This window comes from Paenibacillus doosanensis (assembly GCF_025060755.1).
GTDB lineage: Bacteria > Bacillota > Bacilli > Paenibacillales > NBRC-103111 > Paenibacillus_S > Paenibacillus_S doosanensis.
On the sequence record NZ_JANYUY010000043.1, the window covers coordinates 35,321 to 51,645 of the forward strand.

14 protein-coding genes are annotated in these 16,325 nt (G+C 52.8%); 11 read left to right on the forward strand and 3 right to left on the reverse strand.

Translation table 11 applies throughout. From position 1 onward, the window contains the following. Positions 1-34 precede the first annotated feature (34 nt). From N0M98_RS24625 to N0M98_RS24635, 3 genes are all read left to right on the forward strand, one after another. Positions 35-1,276, forward strand: a complete 1,242-nt coding sequence (locus tag N0M98_RS24625) for a serine hydrolase domain-containing protein (RefSeq protein WP_259619472.1) — start codon at positions 35-37, stop codon at positions 1,274-1,276. Between the two features lie 661 nt (positions 1,277-1,937). After that, a complete protein-coding gene (locus N0M98_RS24630; RefSeq protein WP_249863088.1) occupies positions 1,938-2,450 on the forward strand; it encodes a DUF6886 family protein in 513 nt (170 codons plus the stop codon). Between the two features lie 53 nt (positions 2,451-2,503). Beyond that, complete coding sequence (locus tag N0M98_RS24635) at positions 2,504-3,049, forward strand: P-loop NTPase family protein (protein WP_249863089.1); 546 nt, start codon at positions 2,504-2,506, stop codon at positions 3,047-3,049. A 199-nt stretch (positions 3,050-3,248) separates the two neighbouring features. Here the strand turns inward: N0M98_RS24635 and N0M98_RS24640 are convergent, their stop codons facing one another. Then, positions 3,249-3,998, reverse strand: a complete 750-nt coding sequence (locus tag N0M98_RS24640; RefSeq protein WP_249863090.1) for a GTP pyrophosphokinase — start codon at positions 3,996-3,998, stop codon at positions 3,249-3,251. A gap of 107 nt (positions 3,999-4,105) precedes the next feature. Next, entirely contained in the window at positions 4,106-4,987 is an 882-nt protein-coding gene (locus tag N0M98_RS24645; protein WP_249863091.1) for a LysR family transcriptional regulator, read from the reverse strand. Positions 4,988-5,131: 144 nt separating this feature from the next. Between N0M98_RS24645 and N0M98_RS24650 the strand changes: the two genes are divergently transcribed. The 6 genes from N0M98_RS24650 (at position 5,132) to N0M98_RS24675 (ending at position 14,385) form a co-directional block, all read left to right on the forward strand. Beyond that, entirely contained in the window at positions 5,132-6,355 is a 1,224-nt protein-coding gene (locus tag N0M98_RS24650; RefSeq protein ID WP_249863092.1) for an MFS transporter, read from the forward strand. A 275-nt stretch (positions 6,356-6,630) separates the two neighbouring features. Next, entirely contained in the window at positions 6,631-8,028 is a 1,398-nt protein-coding gene (locus N0M98_RS24655; protein WP_249863093.1) for an endonuclease/exonuclease/phosphatase family protein, read from the forward strand. Between the two features lie 258 nt (positions 8,029-8,286). Further along, positions 8,287-10,542 (forward strand): helix-turn-helix domain-containing protein, encoded by a 2,256-nt coding sequence (locus tag N0M98_RS24660; RefSeq protein ID WP_249863094.1) that lies wholly within the window; start codon positions 8,287-8,289, stop codon positions 10,540-10,542. A 346-nt stretch (positions 10,543-10,888) separates the two neighbouring features. After that, complete coding sequence (locus N0M98_RS24665; protein ID WP_249866532.1) at positions 10,889-11,782, forward strand: ABC transporter permease; 894 nt, start codon at positions 10,889-10,891, stop codon at positions 11,780-11,782. A 32-nt stretch (positions 11,783-11,814) separates the two neighbouring features. Next, a complete protein-coding gene (locus N0M98_RS24670; RefSeq protein WP_249863095.1) occupies positions 11,815-12,690 on the forward strand; it encodes a carbohydrate ABC transporter permease in 876 nt (291 codons plus the stop codon). A 144-nt stretch (positions 12,691-12,834) separates the two neighbouring features. Then, on the forward strand, positions 12,835-14,385 hold the full coding sequence (locus tag N0M98_RS24675) for an extracellular solute-binding protein (protein ID WP_249863096.1): 1,551 nt from the start codon (positions 12,835-12,837) through the stop codon (positions 14,383-14,385). Positions 14,386-14,446: 61 nt separating this feature from the next. Here N0M98_RS24675 and N0M98_RS24680 read toward each other — a convergent pair whose 3' ends face one another. Next, positions 14,447-14,635, reverse strand: coding sequence for a hypothetical protein (locus N0M98_RS24680; protein WP_249863097.1), 189 nt, complete (start codon positions 14,633-14,635; stop codon positions 14,447-14,449). Positions 14,636-14,801: 166 nt separating this feature from the next. Between N0M98_RS24680 and N0M98_RS24685 the strand changes: the two genes are divergently transcribed. Together N0M98_RS24685 and N0M98_RS24690 are read left to right on the forward strand one after the other, a co-directional pair. Next, a complete protein-coding gene (locus N0M98_RS24685) occupies positions 14,802-15,236 on the forward strand; it encodes a VanZ family protein (RefSeq protein WP_259619473.1) in 435 nt (144 codons plus the stop codon). 129 nt (positions 15,237-15,365) lie between these two features. Then, positions 15,366-16,268 (forward strand): polysaccharide deacetylase family protein, encoded by a 903-nt coding sequence (locus N0M98_RS24690; protein ID WP_249863099.1) that lies wholly within the window; start codon positions 15,366-15,368, stop codon positions 16,266-16,268. Positions 16,269-16,325 lie beyond the last annotated feature (57 nt).

A 16,325-nucleotide genomic window follows, 5' to 3' on the forward strand; every position in this document is an offset into this window, starting at 1 on the left:
GCGAGGTCATTCATCCGGGTCCGGGGATTTCGATATGTCCGCGCCGTTTCTTATGGAATTATGGGATGTTTACGGCGTTGTTCAAGTTATTCGGAAAGGCGAAGTGCTTTTTGAAAACGCATACGGCTATGCGAGCATCGAATTTGGAATACAAAACGATATCCATTCGCGCTTCTCCATCGCCTCCATATCCAAACAGTTCACGGCTTTCGCCATTATGCTCCTGCACGATAGGAACATGCTGGACATCGATGCATCTGCGCAGTTATACCTGCCTGCCGATATGAAGCTGGATGAGTCGATCACTGTCCATTATTTACTGTCGCATACTTCCGGACTAACTAATTTTTATCGGTTTGAAGATGATTTTTTCGCCGGTTACAACCGATTGGATTATTCGCGGAGCGAGTTCTTCCGGCGCTATATCGATAGAAAGCCGGCCAATCCGCCCGGAACGGCATACGATTACAATAACGCGAACTATAACGTGCTTGCATGGATCATTGAGCATGTTTCAGGGGAAAGGTACGAAGATTATATTCGCAACCATATATTCCTGCCGCTCGGCATGGTAAATAGCGACGTCGATGACGGCTGCAAGCCTATTCGAAACCGGTCGTCCAATTATTCCCGAGATTTTGGTACGACCGTCAAAAGTCCGTATCATAACGAAAAATTTAGCGTCGGCGCCGGGGCCGTCGTTTCCAACTGCGCCGATTTGTACAAATGGTACCGCTGTTTGCGGGATCGCCTCATGCTGTCGCCCATGACGTATACCCGATTTTTCCAAGAGAACCAAAACCGTTACTGCTATGGTCTGGAGCATCATCATATTTACGGCACGGACAGGTATTCCCATGGGGGAGATCATTTAGGGATAAGCGCCTACATGCAAAATTATTTTGACGAAGATATTTGTATTATTATTCTTTCAAATAATGAATCGATCAATCAATACCGGCTAGGCAATGCCATTTCGGATATTTTGCATGATGTTGACGTAAAGGCTCCGGCCCGATACGAAGAGCTTCCCATGGACGAAAGCGAACTCAGAGAGTACTGCGGAACTTATTTGAGAGATAAAATTCAAATCGAGCTGATTAACGGAAAGTTATATTTCACGAGATTTTCCGGCAATCTTCATATTGAAATTTACCCGATCGGCGAAGGGCGATTTGCCCGCAGATTTTCCGATCAAATTGAGCCTTACATAATAGCCAGGAGCGAAGACGGCAAAATGACGTTTTTTGGGTTTGTTAAGGAAGAGGCATGCTAGCAAAGGAACTGCGTAATCGGAACTGAAGAAAATGGGAGGGGACCGTGAACAGGATCGTTTATGCCCTTGGTTGGCTGTGGATATATGGTTTTGTCATTGCAGCGAGGGTTGCGGATTCATTCGGCGGATTCCGGTATGAGCAGCTTTCTTTCGTGCTTATCGTGATACAGCTGCTGTTATGGGTTAGCGGCCGGGTTGCGACGACGAAGGTAAGCCCTCGTGACCTCTGCCTAATGTCGTGTGTACGCCGCATTACGCATTTTATACGGATCATACCCTAGCCATGATGAACGAAGCTCTGATCATTAATGTCATTAACTATTTCCGGGATCGGGAACAAGATGGAGAAGCCGAAGCTTGATTGAGGATGGATAAAGGACGCTGCTTTCCGACAAGAATGGCTCTGGAAGCGTGGTGAAAAAGTGGCCGAAGAGCCGATAGATAGTTGGAACAGCGTCAGCGGTCGCCCTTGTAGACGGATGTTCCCCGCTTAAGCGGTTCGAAATAAAAAAATCCGGCTACAAGAGCGAGTGGAAACCACTATCGACCGCAGGACACGACGAAATCACTACACTTCTAGCGTTCTGTCTGATTTCATGATAAAATGTTACCTCTAATTCAAAATATTGGATACCATTATAAGAGTATAAGAGGTGAACAAATGCTGTACCATTTCAGCGAAGAGCCGAATATTACCCGGTTCATCCCTCGCGAGAAACAGAATCGCGGTGATTTTCCGGCCGTTGTGTGGGCAATCGACGAGGAGAATGAGTTTACGTATTATTTTCCGCGGGATTGCCCGAGGATCGTCATTCGACCGTCGTCTTGCTTGAGCGAGGAAGATAGAAGATTGTTTTTCGGGCTTACGACGGCGGATTGCATCGTAGCGATAGAGAGCCGCTGGTACCGGGCGATGAAGGAGACGACGCTGTACCGCTACTCCTTCGACGAGGCGGGCTTTGAATTGTTCGATAAAACAGCCGGCTACTATATTTCCCGCGAGACGACATTTCCCGTAGAAGTGGAGCGCATCGACGGATTGCTGGACCGGCTTGTCGGCAAAGGGGTGGAGTTGAGGTTGATGCCGAATCTGCATCCTCTGAGGACGGCCATTCTGCAATCTTCGCTGGATCGCTTCGGTATTCACCGCTTTCGGAACGCCGCTCCTCTATAATGTTTTTTTGCGGCAGCAATCTCCGGTTTACGCCAAAGAAAGGAGCGGGGGCTATGAAAATTCGCATTATCGGCTGCTGCGGCAGCGGGAAGACGTATGCCGCCAAGCGGCTCTCGCTTATGTACGGATTGCCGTATCATGAGCTGGACAACGTCGTATGGGATCGAACCGTTCCTAACCGCAGACATACTACGGAAGAACGGGACGCCATTCTGCAGGCCCTCGTAGCGCAGGACGACTGGATTATCGAGGGCGTTCATTATAAATGGGCCGAGGAAACGTTCCGTCATGCCGATTACATTTTTATGATCAATCCTAACCGGCTGCTTCGTAATTACAGGGTAACGAGCCGATTCGTGAAGACGAGACTTGGCATGGAAAGCGGCAACTACAAGCAGACGTTCAAGGGACTGCTCCAAATGTACAAGTGGAACCGCAAATTTGACCGCGAGCATTGGAACGGGATTTTGTCGATGACCGAGCCGTTTGCGAACAAACGCTATAATGTCAGGAGCAACCGGGACATCATTGCGATGATCGGGCAGCGTATCGAACGTCCGCTTGCCCGGGATATCGACGGCACACGACACAATGGTTGAAGAAATGTCTACTGCTCGTTCATCTTAGCGATTTTTGCGCTTACCCGGGAAATGGAGCGTCATTGCGGGGAAATAATGAATGGGAAATGTGTGCGACAAAAAGCGCTTGTGCGCGGCAAAGAGCCCGGCGTCCTGACGGATACCGGGCTCTTTGGTGTGCCGCAGCTTGGGCTTGTAGGCCTCTCGATTCCCCGGGCAATTAGCCGTTCTCGGGATCGTCGCCGATCAGCCTGAGAAGCGCCTCCGGGATCTGATAATGCTGGTTGTTGATGCTGATTCGTTTCATCGTCTCGGCCAGCTCCAGCGGCTGGGCTTCCTTCACTTCGGCGATCTCATTGTGCAGCCGCTCCATCTTTCGGTCCAGCGCGGACGCCGAATCCGACGCTTCCTTCAATTCCTGCAGCAGTCTTGGCGGGACGGCTTTATCGTATTTATAATAGATTTTATGCTCCAGGCTGGCCCAGAAATCCATGGCGATCGTCCGTATTTGAACTTCGACGCATACATTCTCCTGCCGGTCGGACATAAATACGGGAATGGCGGCGAGCAGATGAAGACTGCGGTATCCGTTCGGTTTGGGATGCTGTATGTAGTCCTTTACTTCGAGAATCGTCAGGTCGCTTTGATTTTGCAGCATTTCGCTGATCCGATAAATATCTGAAATGAACGAGCACGTAATGCGTATCCCGGCAATATCTTTAATATGTTCGCGGATGCTGGGCAGCGAAATTTCGTGGCCTTTTTTATGCAGCTTGTTCAGTATGCTCTCAGGCGATTTCAGCCGGGATTTGGTATGCTCGATCGGATTGTAATCGTGAAGGAATTGGAATTCCTCCTTCAGAATTTCAATCTTGGTTTCGAAGGCGTCCAAGGCGAATTTATATGCCATCATGAAGCGGGTAATTTCATTTTTGAATTTACGGAATTGTTCGATTTGCAATGTGTTCATGAGTGTTTCTCCTTCCTGGCCCAAGAGTGCCTGGCTTAACTAAAGCCGACTATATGAAAAGCATAATATAAGTAGCGTACACAAAGCAAATATAGCGAAAGAGAAGCTCAACGGGCGGTGAAATGTTCGGCCGCTTTCTGCATGAACGCTTTGGCCGCGTGGCCCAAAAACCGGTCCGTACGGTAGATGATCCCGATGTTGCGTGTCGGAGGGTCATCGGCAATGCGGATCGTTCGCAGCGCGGGATCGTTCAGCGAGCGGATCAGCGGCAGCGGCTGAACGGTAGCGCCGATGTTGGCTTTGACCAAATGGATGACCGAAGTGATGGAGGTCGTCTCCATAATGGTGTTCATCGTAAAGCCGTATTTACGGCAGCAATCGTCCACAAGCTCGCGGCCGATCAAGCCGGAAGGAAACATGACGGTATCCAGACCGCGCAGTTCTTCAATTCCGATGGAATCTCGTCCGGCCCAGGCATGCCGTTCCGAGACGACCAGCACATATTCCTCGCGGCATAGCGGAATCCGGACGAGACGGTCGTCCGGGAAGGGCATGATGCCGATGCCGATATCGACTTCGTTCTCCAGCACTTGGGCCGCGATCTCGACAGAGGATACGATCTTAAGCCAGATCTTGGGGAACTCCTTATGATAGTCTATAAGAAGATTGGATATGCGGTAATCCAGATCGGACGGAAGCGCCCCTACAACAAACGATCCTTTCTTATAATTATGCAGCTCGGCAATGGAGTCTTTAACATTTTGCAGATTGCGGACGATTTGCAGGCTTTGCTCCAGCAGGATGGAGCCGGCTTCGGTGATCGCGATTTTTTTGCCGATCCGGTCGAACAGCGGGATATCCAGCTCGTCCTCCAGCGCCCGGATCTGCTGGCTTAGGGTGGGTTGCGAGATGCCCAGCTTCTCGGCGGCGCGGGTAAAATGAAGCTCTTCGCTGACCGCAATGAAATATTCCAGTTGACGCAGCTCCAAATCAGGAACCTCCTTAGATCATAGGATATACCAATGATAATAATAGAAATAATTGTATTGATCAATTGTTTGATTCCCTTTACACTACTATAATCGACCGATGCCGAAGCTTCATTTAATACAAGTTAGGGGGAATTTTGCTATATGCAGTTTAAGTTCGGTTACTTATTATTAGCGCTATTTTTGGCGGCGCTGAACTTGCGCCCCGCCATTTCTTCTATTTCTCCTTTGCTGGAGACCGTGCGCGGGGAACTCGACATGAGCGGCTCCGTTGCAAGCCTGCTGACTTCCATTCCGGTTCTTTGTATGGGACTATTTTCGCCCATGGCGGTCAAGATCAGTCACAGGTGGGGGATGGAGAGGACGATTACGCTCGCTCTGCTGGTCATCGGATTAGGGACGATCATCCGCTATTTTGCGGCTTCGTCATTGTTGATGGTCGTCACGTCGTTTCTTGCCGGAATCGGCATCGCGGTGGCGGGTCCGTTATTATCGGGATTTATCAAGCGGCATTTCGCGGAGCGAGCCTCCTCGATGGTAGGCATCTATTCGTCGGCAATGGTCGTCGGCGCCGCGCTGAGCGCGGGATTATCGGTGCCGCTGCAGCATTGGTACGGCAGCTCGTGGCAGAGCTCGCTCGCCAGTTGGGCCGTGTTTGCTCTGCTTGCGCTGCCGGTATGGATACATCTGGCGAAGCGCGCGGCGCGTCCGGCAGGCGGTACCGCTTCGCAAGGCTCCGCGGCGGCGAAGCTTCCGTGGGGAAACAAGAGAGCATGGCTGCTTACACTATTCTTCGGGTCGATGGCGATGATGTTCTATTCGTTGACGGCGTGGCTCGCTCCCGCAGTGGAAAGCATGGGGTACAGCAAGACGGTCGCGGGCGGCATACTGACCTTGTTCACGTTCATTCAGGTTCCGGTGAGCTTTGTGCTGCCTATACTGATTGCGCGTTTTCCGAAAAGACGCTATTGGCTGATGGGCTGCGCGCTGCTCGAGCTGGTCGGCATGTTTCTGTTCATGCTTCATGCCAGCCCGTGGCTTGTGGCGGTATTGCTCGGCATCGGGGCCGGCGGTCTGTTCCCGATGGCGCTGATGCTGCCGATTGAAGAGACCGGCAATGCCGAGGCGGCAAGCGCATGGTCGGCGATGAATCAATCGGGAGGCTATATTATCGGCGCGTTCGGACCGATCTTCGTCGGATGGGCGCATGACAAGGCCGGAAGCTTCATCCCGGCCTTCGGCGGTCTGTCGATCGTCATCGTTCTGATGCTCGTTATGCAGTGGCGCATCGGCAATGCCGTACGGCAGCCTAAGCAGGCAGCCGTGCCGCGGCAAGCGGCCGTCGTCGTGCAAGGCGAACGCTCTTAATTAAAAGGCGGTGAAAAAGTGGCCGGAGAGACTGCTGCCTTCAGAAGAAGCATATTTTCGTAAATAGAGGCAATATTCTAAAAAAAGGTCAATTTCACAAGCGGTTCTTATGGGATATCATGGGGCTAAATCCAATGAAAGGAGAGGGATGAAGCCGCATGGATCGTCTCAATAGGAACCGTTTGTCGTTATCAGCCATTGTCATACTTTTGCTCGCCTGGGGGTTCGCCGCGTCCGATTCGAGCCAAGTCAGAGCAGGGGAGGAGGGATGGTCAATGCCGTTAACTATTATGACCTTTAACCTGCGGACCGCGGCAGCCAAGGACGATCATCCGTGGGAACAGCGGCGGCCGGTCATTAAGCAGATGTTGGCAAGCGAGAAGCCCGATCTGATCGGTACGCAGGAAGGAATCGCGGCGCAGCTGGCCGATCTGCAGGAAGATTTGCCCGGTTACGGCCGGATCGGCGTCGGCCGCGAAGGCGGAGATTTGGGGGAGTATATGGCGATCTTTTACAACCAGGAGCGATTGAAGCCGCTGGAGCAGGACCACTTCTGGCTGTCCGCTACTCCCGACGTCATCAGCTCCGCAACCTGGGGCAACCGGATTCCCCGTATGGTTAGTTGGGTCCGCTTTCAGGACACGGAGAGCCTGAACACATTTTATATGGTAGATACTCACTTGGACCATGAATTGGAGACGGCCCGGCTGGAGAGCGCGCAGCTGATTCTGGACGCCATGCAATCGTTCGCTCCGAATATTCCGGTGATCTTAACCGGGGACTTCAATTCGAATAGCGGCGGAGGAGTTTACCGGGTCCTGACCGGGCCGGAGGGCTTGAAGGACGCGTTTGCGGACGCCGCGGAGAAGGTGAACGGGGATATCGGCACGTTCCATAATTACACGGACCCGACCGCGGGAGGCAGCGGCAAGCGTATCGATTGGATTTTATACAGGGGGCAGGCGGACGTCTCCCGCGGCGAAACGGTGACGTACCATACTTCTGAACAATATCCCAGCGATCATTATCCGGTTACCGTACGGTTGACCTTGCATGACCCCGACCGGACGGCAGGAGAGACTACAGTAAAACGGCAGCATAGGACAAAGCTGCTGCTGACGGAGCTCGTTGCGAATTCGGCCAGCAGCGGCAACTACAATTATGTGGAAGTCTACAATCCGGGCGATGAGCCGATCGATCTGGAAGGCTACAAGCTGTATTATTACTACGATCCGGCCGCTCCGTTCGATAAAGCGAAGGCCAACAAATGGACGATCGCCAAAGACGCGTTCAGCACGAGCAGTGTGATCGAGCCGCACGGCACGAAAGCGGTATGGATCAAGAAGCAGCCTTGCTGCTATCAGCTGGGGATCGACGACTTCAGAAGCAATTACGGGTTGACGGAAGAAGAGCTGCCGAGCGACCGTCTGCTCGCCGTATTTACTCCCGGAGAGAATCAGGGCTTCAACGGAACGGCGACGACGGGCCGCTCGGTCAGCATCGTTTCCCCGGATGGGGCGCATCTGGTCGGCGCTTCCTATAACCAAGGCGTGCTGGATGTGAAGAGCAACGAATCGGTCGTCTTCTCTCCGCCTGCACCGTTGTCCAGCATCATGAAGAAGGAGGCGGCCCATCAGAAGCCGTCGCCGGGCATGCCGCCGTCCGGCATGTGACGGGGAGCGGCGGCGTACCCGGATCATCTTGACTTGACGGCGTGAATGGGGGAGTTCAACCATCGACTCGAACTCTCCCGGGCAGGAGACCGGAGCATCGCAGCGAAGCGGATGAACGTCCTCGCTCCTTTTTCGGTAAGCACCCGCGCTATCAGGTAGGAAATCGGGGGGATCGTGTCGAAAGTAATGGCATTCCCGTTATGGTGGTGATGCCTTATTTTCAAAGGACGTTTTTTTCGATACAGCCTCGTTTTAATATTGATCATCTCCAGCATTCCGGGCATTATTGTCGGCGCACTCGTTTATTGGATGGGAGGAAGCTGGCTGGAGAATGCGCTGCTCCAATTGCATACGAACCAGATTGTGCAAAGAGCGGCCAACATTGACGATCAGTTCTCCTATATGGAAACGTCGATCGCCCATTGGGCTTTCGATACGAAGTTCAACAGCAATTTGTACACGACCGACTTTTACCGCGATTTTGAAATTGCCCGTGACATTACCAAAACATTGGGCGTTATGCAGGGCTCCACTCCGTTAGCCAGACAGGTTGAGCTGTATTTGAACAGCCCTCAGCCGATTCGCTTTTATCCGGAATACGATCTGCCGGTCGACCGGCAAACCATCGACAGCTACAATCGGATTTTTTCGCAAAACAATTTGGCCTTCTGGACCCGCCTGGAGAACGATTCCGCGGTTTCCGGCAAACAGGATTTGGCGCTGGTCCATAAAATCCCCGGCGTGGATATTCATCCGTTCGGAGCCTTGATCGTCCGCGTGAATGATGAGAAGGCGGCCAATCTGATCAAGACGCTGACTCCGTACAACGTAGGGGAAACCTTCATCATGCAAAGCGGAGGCGACGTGCTGGTTTCCAGCGCCAAAGGTCCCAAATCGTCCGTTTTCGACGAGACGCTAAAGGCGGAGGTGGACCGGAGAGGGCAGGAGTCGGGCTCGTTCCTGTACGATTTTCACGACAGTACGTACACCGTGTCTTACGGCGTTCTTCAGCGCGTCGGGACGCAGTGGACCTACGTATCGGCATCGCCGATCGATGTAATTACGAAGCCTGTCGATTTCATCTCCAAGCTGATTTTGACGGTGAGCTTAGCCGCTCTGCTGCTCGCCTGCGCGCTCTCCTGGTTCGCTTCGCGCAAAATTTATTCCCCTGTCGGACGGCTCATTAAGACGCTTGCCTCGGCCCGTTCGATCACGCCCGGACTCGCCGAGCATAACGACGAGTTCAAGCTGATCGAGAAGGAATGGCTGCAGCTGTCGCGGGAGAGCGATTCGCTGCAAACCAAGCTGGAGCAGCAGCTGACTCATGTGCGCGAAGGCTTTCTGCTGCAGCTGGTCCAAGGTTTTCTGTATGCGTACAAGGAGGAAGACCTGCTGGAGAGGATGCGCAGCTACGGATGGGAAGTGGACGAGCGGCAATTTGTGATGATGCACATTCATTTGACCGGATTTACGAACTTGGAGGGCCGATTCTCGCAGGGAGACGAAGGGCTCGTTACTTTCGCCGCGGCCAATATGATCGAGGAGCTGACGCTGGCGCGGCTGGAGCAGGCGGACGTCATCAATTTTCACGATTTATCGATCGGTCTTATGATCATCCTGCCTTCCGGCGAGCCTTACAAGGAGAAGCTGCGCGCATTAAGCGATGAAATTATTCAGGCGGTCAACCGCATTCTGAAGCTGCAGGTTTCGATCGCGATCGGCAAGGCATCGGGCGATGTCGAGCAAATTCCGTCGCATTACGAGGATGCGAAGCAGGCGCTGAGCTACCGCAATTTCGAGAATGAGAACCAGATTATCGATCTGGAGTCGCTGGAGACGGAAGAGGGGGCGAGCGAGCCGCAGTATCCGTTCCTTCTGGAGCGCGAGGTCATTCAAATGATCCGCACAGGCCAGCGCCAGGAGACAGAGCAGCGAATCGCCTCGTTCCTTGACGCGCTGCTGGAGCGGGGAGCCAAGGAAATCGACGTTCAGCAGGGCATGCTGCAGCTGCTTGGCAGCATTCTTCACGCCATCCGCCAATTAGGCATGGACCCGAGCCGCGTATTCAAATCCGCGAATTTGTACGAGCAGCTGACGCAAATCCGCGAGCCGGCAAAAATGCTGAAATGGTTCAACGAACGAATTGTAGAACCGTTCATGAAGGAGCTTGAAGCGCGTTCGGACGCTCATCTCAAGAAGGTTGTCGAGTCGGCCATGATCTATTTGCAAAACCATTATATGAAAGAGGTTTCCCTCGATACGTGCGCCGATTTTACCGGAATGAACGCCGTCGCGCTGAGCAAAGCGTTCAAGCTCATTACCGGCAAAAATTTTATCGATTATTTGACCGAGCTGCGCATGGAAAAAGCAAAGGAGCTGCTTAGGGATACCGAGCTGAAAATTAATGACGTCGCCGTCAGCGTCGGCTACCAACACAGCTACTTCAATCGGATTTTCAAAAAGCATGTCGGCTATACGCCGAGCCATTACCGGGAAATTAGCCGGGGGCAGTAGAACAAGCTATACGCTTTTCATAACACGGTTGTCCGCAAGCGGCGGGCAGCCGTTTTTTGTGTTGGAGGCAAACGGCTCGAATCAGGCGGCCCAAGCCGTCTAAACCCGCGCTATATAAGCGATTCAAAAAAGTATAAACGCGGAAAAAAAAGTACAAACCGCAAAAAAGCGCTTCCAAAAAAGTGTTGTTGCCGGAAAATAGGGCGCCGTATATGTTGAATACAGGAAGCGTTTTCAACATACCAGAAGATCGATTGCGAGGAGTGAGACCATGGTCAAAACATCACAAACCGAGCAGCTCCCGGCACAGGCGACATCAGTGAGAGCCCGTAAGCCGGGCACGCTCATGAAGCGAATCATTCAGGATAAATACTTGCTGCTCTTGCTGCTTCCCGGTTTGGCCTACTTCATTATTTTTAAGTACATTCCGATGTGGGGCGTACTGCTGGCCTTCAAAAACTATCAGCCTTTTCTCGGTTTTTTTCAAAGCGAATGGGTCGGCATGGATAATTTCAAGCAGTTTTTCGGAGATCCGATCTTTTTCCGCTTAATGAAAAATACGCTGCTGCTCGGATTGTACGATATGATCTTTTTCTTCCCTGCTCCCATTATTTTGGCTTTGCTGCTCAACGAGGTTCGCATCGCCTTCTACAAACGATTTATCCAGACGTTGATTTACATTCCGCATTTCATCTCCATGGTCATTGTCGCCAGTATTACGTACCTGATGCTGACGACAGAGGGAGGGATCATCAACCAGATGCTGGGTGAGGCGATCGGCCGCAAGATTGAGTTTCTGACGAGCGAGGATTGGTTCAGGCCGTTAATTATTACCCAGAGCTTATGGAAAGAGATGGGCTGGGGGACGATTATTTTCCTTGCCGCCCTGGCCGGCGTCGATCAGGAGCAATATGAAGCGGCGATTGTGGACGGGGCGAACCGGCTGCGCCAGCTATGGCATATTACGCTGCCGGCGATCCGCGGCACGATTATCGTGCTGCTTATCCTCCGGATGGGCAATTTCCTCGACCGCGGCTTCGAGCAGGTACTATTGATGAGCAACGCGCTGAACCGCAGCGTGGCCGAGGTATTCGACACGTACGTGTATACGATCGGGATTACGCAGGGGGCGTTCAGCTACAGCACCGCCGTAGGCTTGTTCAAGTCGGTGATCGGCATCGTCTTAGTGCTCGGCTCCAACTATTTGGCCAAGCGCGCCGGGCATTCGGGCATATTTTAATTCGGGTTATCGCGAAAAAGGAGGCGGCCGATTTGAGGCATACCACGATAGGCGGCAAAATATTTGACGCCGCTAATTATATTTTCCTTGCGCTTGTCGCGCTCAGTATGATTTTGCCCATCATGTATATCGTCGCAGGCTCCTTCGCTACGGAGATCGAGCTGAGCAACCGGGCCTTCTTCATTATCCCGAAGACGGTGACCTTAAACGCTTACGAATACGTGTTCAAGGATAACGCCCTGCCGCGCAGTCTGCTCGTTTCGGTCTTTGTCACCGTTGCCGGAACGATCGTAAATCTGTTCTTCACGTTTACGATGGCGTATGCGTTATCGCGCCGCAATATGATCGGCCGCAATATGGTGATGAACCTGGTCGTCTTCTCGATGCTGTTCAGCGGCGGCATTATTCCGACCTTTCTTGTCGTCAAAAGCATGGGGCTGCTGAATTCCTATTTGTCCGTCATGATTCCTACCGCGATCAGCGCCTTCAATCTGATTGTCATCAAATCGTTTTTTCAGGAAATTCCGAACGAGCTGATGGAGGCGTCGAGAATCGACGGCTGCACCGATCTGGGCGTGCTCTGGCGCATCGTGCTGCCGCTGTCCAAGCCGGTAATCGCAACGTTCGCCCTGTTCTATGCGGTCGGTCATTGGAACGATTTCTTCAACGCGCTGCTCTATCTCAGCGATACGAAGATGTGGCCGATGCAGGTGCTGCTGCGGCAAATTATTTTGCTCGCTTCCGGCTCGCTCGACATGTCCACGATGGACCCGCAGTATGTCAAGCCTCCGGATCAGTCGATCAAAATGGCGGTTATCGTCGTAGGCACGCTGCCGATTTTGCTGGTCTATCCGTTCCTTCAAAAGCATTTTGCCAAAGGCGTTATGATCGGGGCCGTCAAAGGATGAGCAGAGGCTCCCGCAAGAAGCTGATTGCCGCATGAGCCTGCCTTCTTCCGTACGGCTGCCGAAGCCGGGCGGAGGGCGCCGGGAGCTTGCGAATATCATAGTAAGTTAATTCGTATTCCGATGAGAAAAGGGAGGAATAGAAACATGATGAAGATGAAGAAAAAAAGAGCGGCCGCGGCCGCAATAGGTATCGCTATGCTGGCAACGGCATTTGCAGGCTGCAGCTCGTCGGGTAGCAAGCCTGAGGCGGCGGGAACGGGGAGCGGCGGCGGGGCGCAAAAAGAAGAGCCCTACAAATTTTCCGTGATGATGAAAAGCTTCCAGAACGATGCGATCACGTCGGAGAGCAAGATTTGGAAGCAGGTCGAAGAATATACGAATACGAAGCTGGAGGTGCTGTTTACCCCCGATGCCGCATATGGCGACAAGCTGAACATTACGCTGGCCTCCGGCTCGATGCCGTCCGTTATTTTTACCGCGAACGCGAAGCTGCCTTCGATCGTTAATGCCATTAAAGGCGGCGCCTTCTGGGAAATCGGCCCTTACTTGAAGGATTATCCGAACCTGCGGCAGATGAACGAGACGATTCTGAACAATACGTCGGTTAACGGCAAGACATACGGCTTGTATACCGCAAGGCCGCTCGGCCGGTTCGCCATTTCTTACCGCAAAGACTGGCTGCAGGCCGTCGGCATGAGCGAGCCGAAGACGACCGACGATTTCTACAACATGCTCAAGGCGTTCAAGGAGAAGGACCCGGACAAGAACGGCAAGGACGATACGTACGGCATGGTCGTAACCAAATACTCGGGGCCGTGGGATATTATGTCCACCTGGTTCGGCGCGCCGAACAAATGGGGCATCGACAAGGACGGCAAGCTGGTTCCGGCTCACTTGACTCCGGAATATATGGATTCGCTGAAATATTTCAAAAAGCTGTATGACGAAAAGCTCATTAACCAGGATTTCGCCGTCTACGACTCCGCCAAGTGGAACGATCCGATTATTAACGGACAGGCCGGCGTAGCGGTGGACGTGGTCGACCGTTCGTATCAGATCGACGAGAAGATGAAGGCGGGCAACGTTAAAGGGGAAATGGACGTGATCGCCGCGATCAACGGGCCTAAGGGCGCTCCGGTTACCCCGGCAACGACGGGCTACGGCGGTATATTCCTGATTTCCAAATCGGCGGTAAAAACCGAAGCGGATCTGCGCAAGGTGCTGAACTTCTTCGATAAGATCGACGACAAAGACATGCAAATTCTGATTACGTACGGCATCGAAGGCACGCACTACAAAGTGGAGGACGGCAAGCTGGTGACGATTTTGAGCTCCGACTCCCCGCAAGCGCCGGACATTAACATCAAGAGCTTTAACCAGCTGCTGATCGGCGTACCGAACGTGCTGGATACCGCGTTCAAAGCGGGAACGCCGCTTCGCGCCAAAGCCAACGAAGTGAAAGCCGCCAACGAGAAGATCGCTCTGCCGAATCCGGGCGAGCCGTTAATTTCCCAGACCTACACGCAAAAAGGCGCGCAATTGGATCAGCAAGTGGAGGATGCCCGCGTGAAATTCATCGTCGGCAAGATCGACGAAGCCGGCTTCCAAGCCGAGATGGAGCTGTGGAAGAAAAACGGCGGCAACGAATACATTAAAGAAATGAACGACGCTTACGCGGAGAGCAAAAAGAAATAAGACGGCAAGAGCCCGGTCCGGCAGACGGATCGGGCTCTTATGCTTGCTCGGGTAAGCCGGCTTAGATCATGTAATCGTCGTAATCGCGGTCGCTGGGCGGTTTCCGCTTGCGGATCAACAGGGCGACCAGCAGAAGCGCGGCAAATAGCGCATAATAAACGGCGCACTCGATCCCGCTATTCGAGTTGATATAGTAGACGAAGGCAAATGGAAGCGGGAAAAGCAAGGAGAACCAAACGATCTTTTTCAATAAACCACCTGCCGATGTGTTGTTGCCATCATCATACCACTAAATGTTCACGAAATGAAGCAGGGCCAGCCGCCTAAAAGTGAAGCGGAAGGGATTACAAAGCCCTCTTTTTGCACGATTTTACAAGGTTTTACGCTTGCGATACAATGAAATCGAGGTGAGGGTATTGCAAAAGCGTTGGATCTGCTGGATCGCAGTGATACTATGGTGTGTTATGATCTTCTGTATAACTTCATCACCGGCGGCAACCAGCACAAGCACCAGCTCCGTCATTCGCTCCGAGATTCAAGCGAAGCCCGCCACGATTCATAAGATCGATTTTGGCGTCCGCAAGGCTGCCCATGTCACGTTATTCGGTGTTTTGGCCGTACTGCTCTACACTGCAATCGGCGAGCGGAAAGTCGCGGCGGTGACCGCCTGGATCGGGGCGACGCTGTATGGAGCGACGGACGAGATTCACCAAATGTTCGCTCCGGGCCGGACTCCCTCGGTCACAGACGTAGGGATCGATTCCGCCGGTGCGCTTGCCGCACTGATCTTGTTTTACCTGCTCCGACTGATCGCGAGCAGAAGCGGGCTGCTTCGGCGGCAGGGGCTTTGACCCCGGCCCGCGATTTCAACGGGCAGCAGGCCCGATTACGGCTGAGATGCGGCCGCTTGCAGCAAAAGTTTCCTCCTTCGAGTATATCTGCTATTATTTTAAATATTGCAGCATATCAAAGGAGCGATTATGTACAAGCGGATTATTGTTATCGGACTTATTATCGTGATTTGCGCTTTTTTCTTATTGAATCGCAGCGGCTCGGGCGACGATCATTTTCGGAATCAGGTCGCCGTGCTGACGTATCACCACATCGATCCCGTGGAATCCGAATATACGATCTCGCCGGAGCGGTTCCGCGAGCACTTGCTGGCGCTTACGGCCAGCCATTATGAAGTGATTTCCGCAGAAGAGCTGGTCCGGTTCATTAACGAAGGCACGCCGGTTCCGCCCAATGCGGTGGTTATCACCTTCGACGACGGGTATGAGTCGTATTACCGGTACGCTTATCCGGAGCTGAAGCAGCAGGGGATGACGGCGACGAACTTCCTGATCGTCCGTTCGGTCGGCGACCGCGAGGCCGAGACTCCGTTTCTAACGTGGGATGAAATTAAACTAATGCATAAGGATGGTTTCAGCTTTTATTCCCATACATACGATTCTCACGGCTTCAACGTCAACGAGAAGGGCAAGCAGGTATCTCCGCTGACGAATCGGATCTGGCTGGAAGGCGAGCAGCGGATGGAGACGCAGGAGGAATACGAGACGAGGGTGAAAGCGGACTTGTCCCAAGCCGAGAACGCGCTGCGCGAGCAGCTCGGCAACACGCTGTCGATGCTCTGCCTGCCGCACGGCCGCTATAGTCAGACGCTGGTCAAGCTCAGCAGCCAGGTCGGTATCGATACGATCTTTACCGGGGATTACGGGCTGAACTCGGTCGGAGACCATCTGGTGAAGCGGGTGACCGCCGGAGTGCCGACCTTATCCGGACAAGGGCTCATAGACAAAATCAATAAAGAAACGACTCTGCTCGGCAAAGGCGAAGACCTGCTGAAAAATTTGATTTTACAAATCCGGTATCGCTTTTTCTAAAGCGAACGTTATAGCAGCTGCAATGATTTCGAACCGCGCGAAGGCGCGGTTTTTTCG

Coding starts and splice junctions, on each gene's coding strand:
- N0M98_RS24640 (WP_249863090.1), bottom strand. CDS start 3,998: ATGAACACATTGCAAATCGAACAATTCCGTAAATTCAAAAATGAAATT.
- N0M98_RS24635 (WP_249863089.1), top strand. CDS start 2,504: ATGAAAATTCGCATTATCGGCTGCTGCGGCAGCGGGAAGACGTATGCC.
- N0M98_RS24665 (WP_249866532.1), top strand. CDS start 10,889: ATGAAGCGAATCATTCAGGATAAATACTTGCTGCTCTTGCTGCTTCCC.
- N0M98_RS24690 (WP_249863099.1), top strand. CDS start 15,366: ATGTACAAGCGGATTATTGTTATCGGACTTATTATCGTGATTTGCGCT.
- N0M98_RS24655 (WP_249863093.1), top strand. CDS start 6,631: ATGCCGTTAACTATTATGACCTTTAACCTGCGGACCGCGGCAGCCAAG.
- N0M98_RS24650 (WP_249863092.1), top strand. CDS start 5,132: ATGCAGTTTAAGTTCGGTTACTTATTATTAGCGCTATTTTTGGCGGCG.
- N0M98_RS24630 (WP_249863088.1), top strand. CDS start 1,938: ATGCTGTACCATTTCAGCGAAGAGCCGAATATTACCCGGTTCATCCCT.
- N0M98_RS24625 (WP_259619472.1), top strand. CDS start 35: ATGTCCGCGCCGTTTCTTATGGAATTATGGGATGTTTACGGCGTTGTT.
- N0M98_RS24675 (WP_249863096.1), top strand. CDS start 12,835: ATGATGAAGATGAAGAAAAAAAGAGCGGCCGCGGCCGCAATAGGTATC.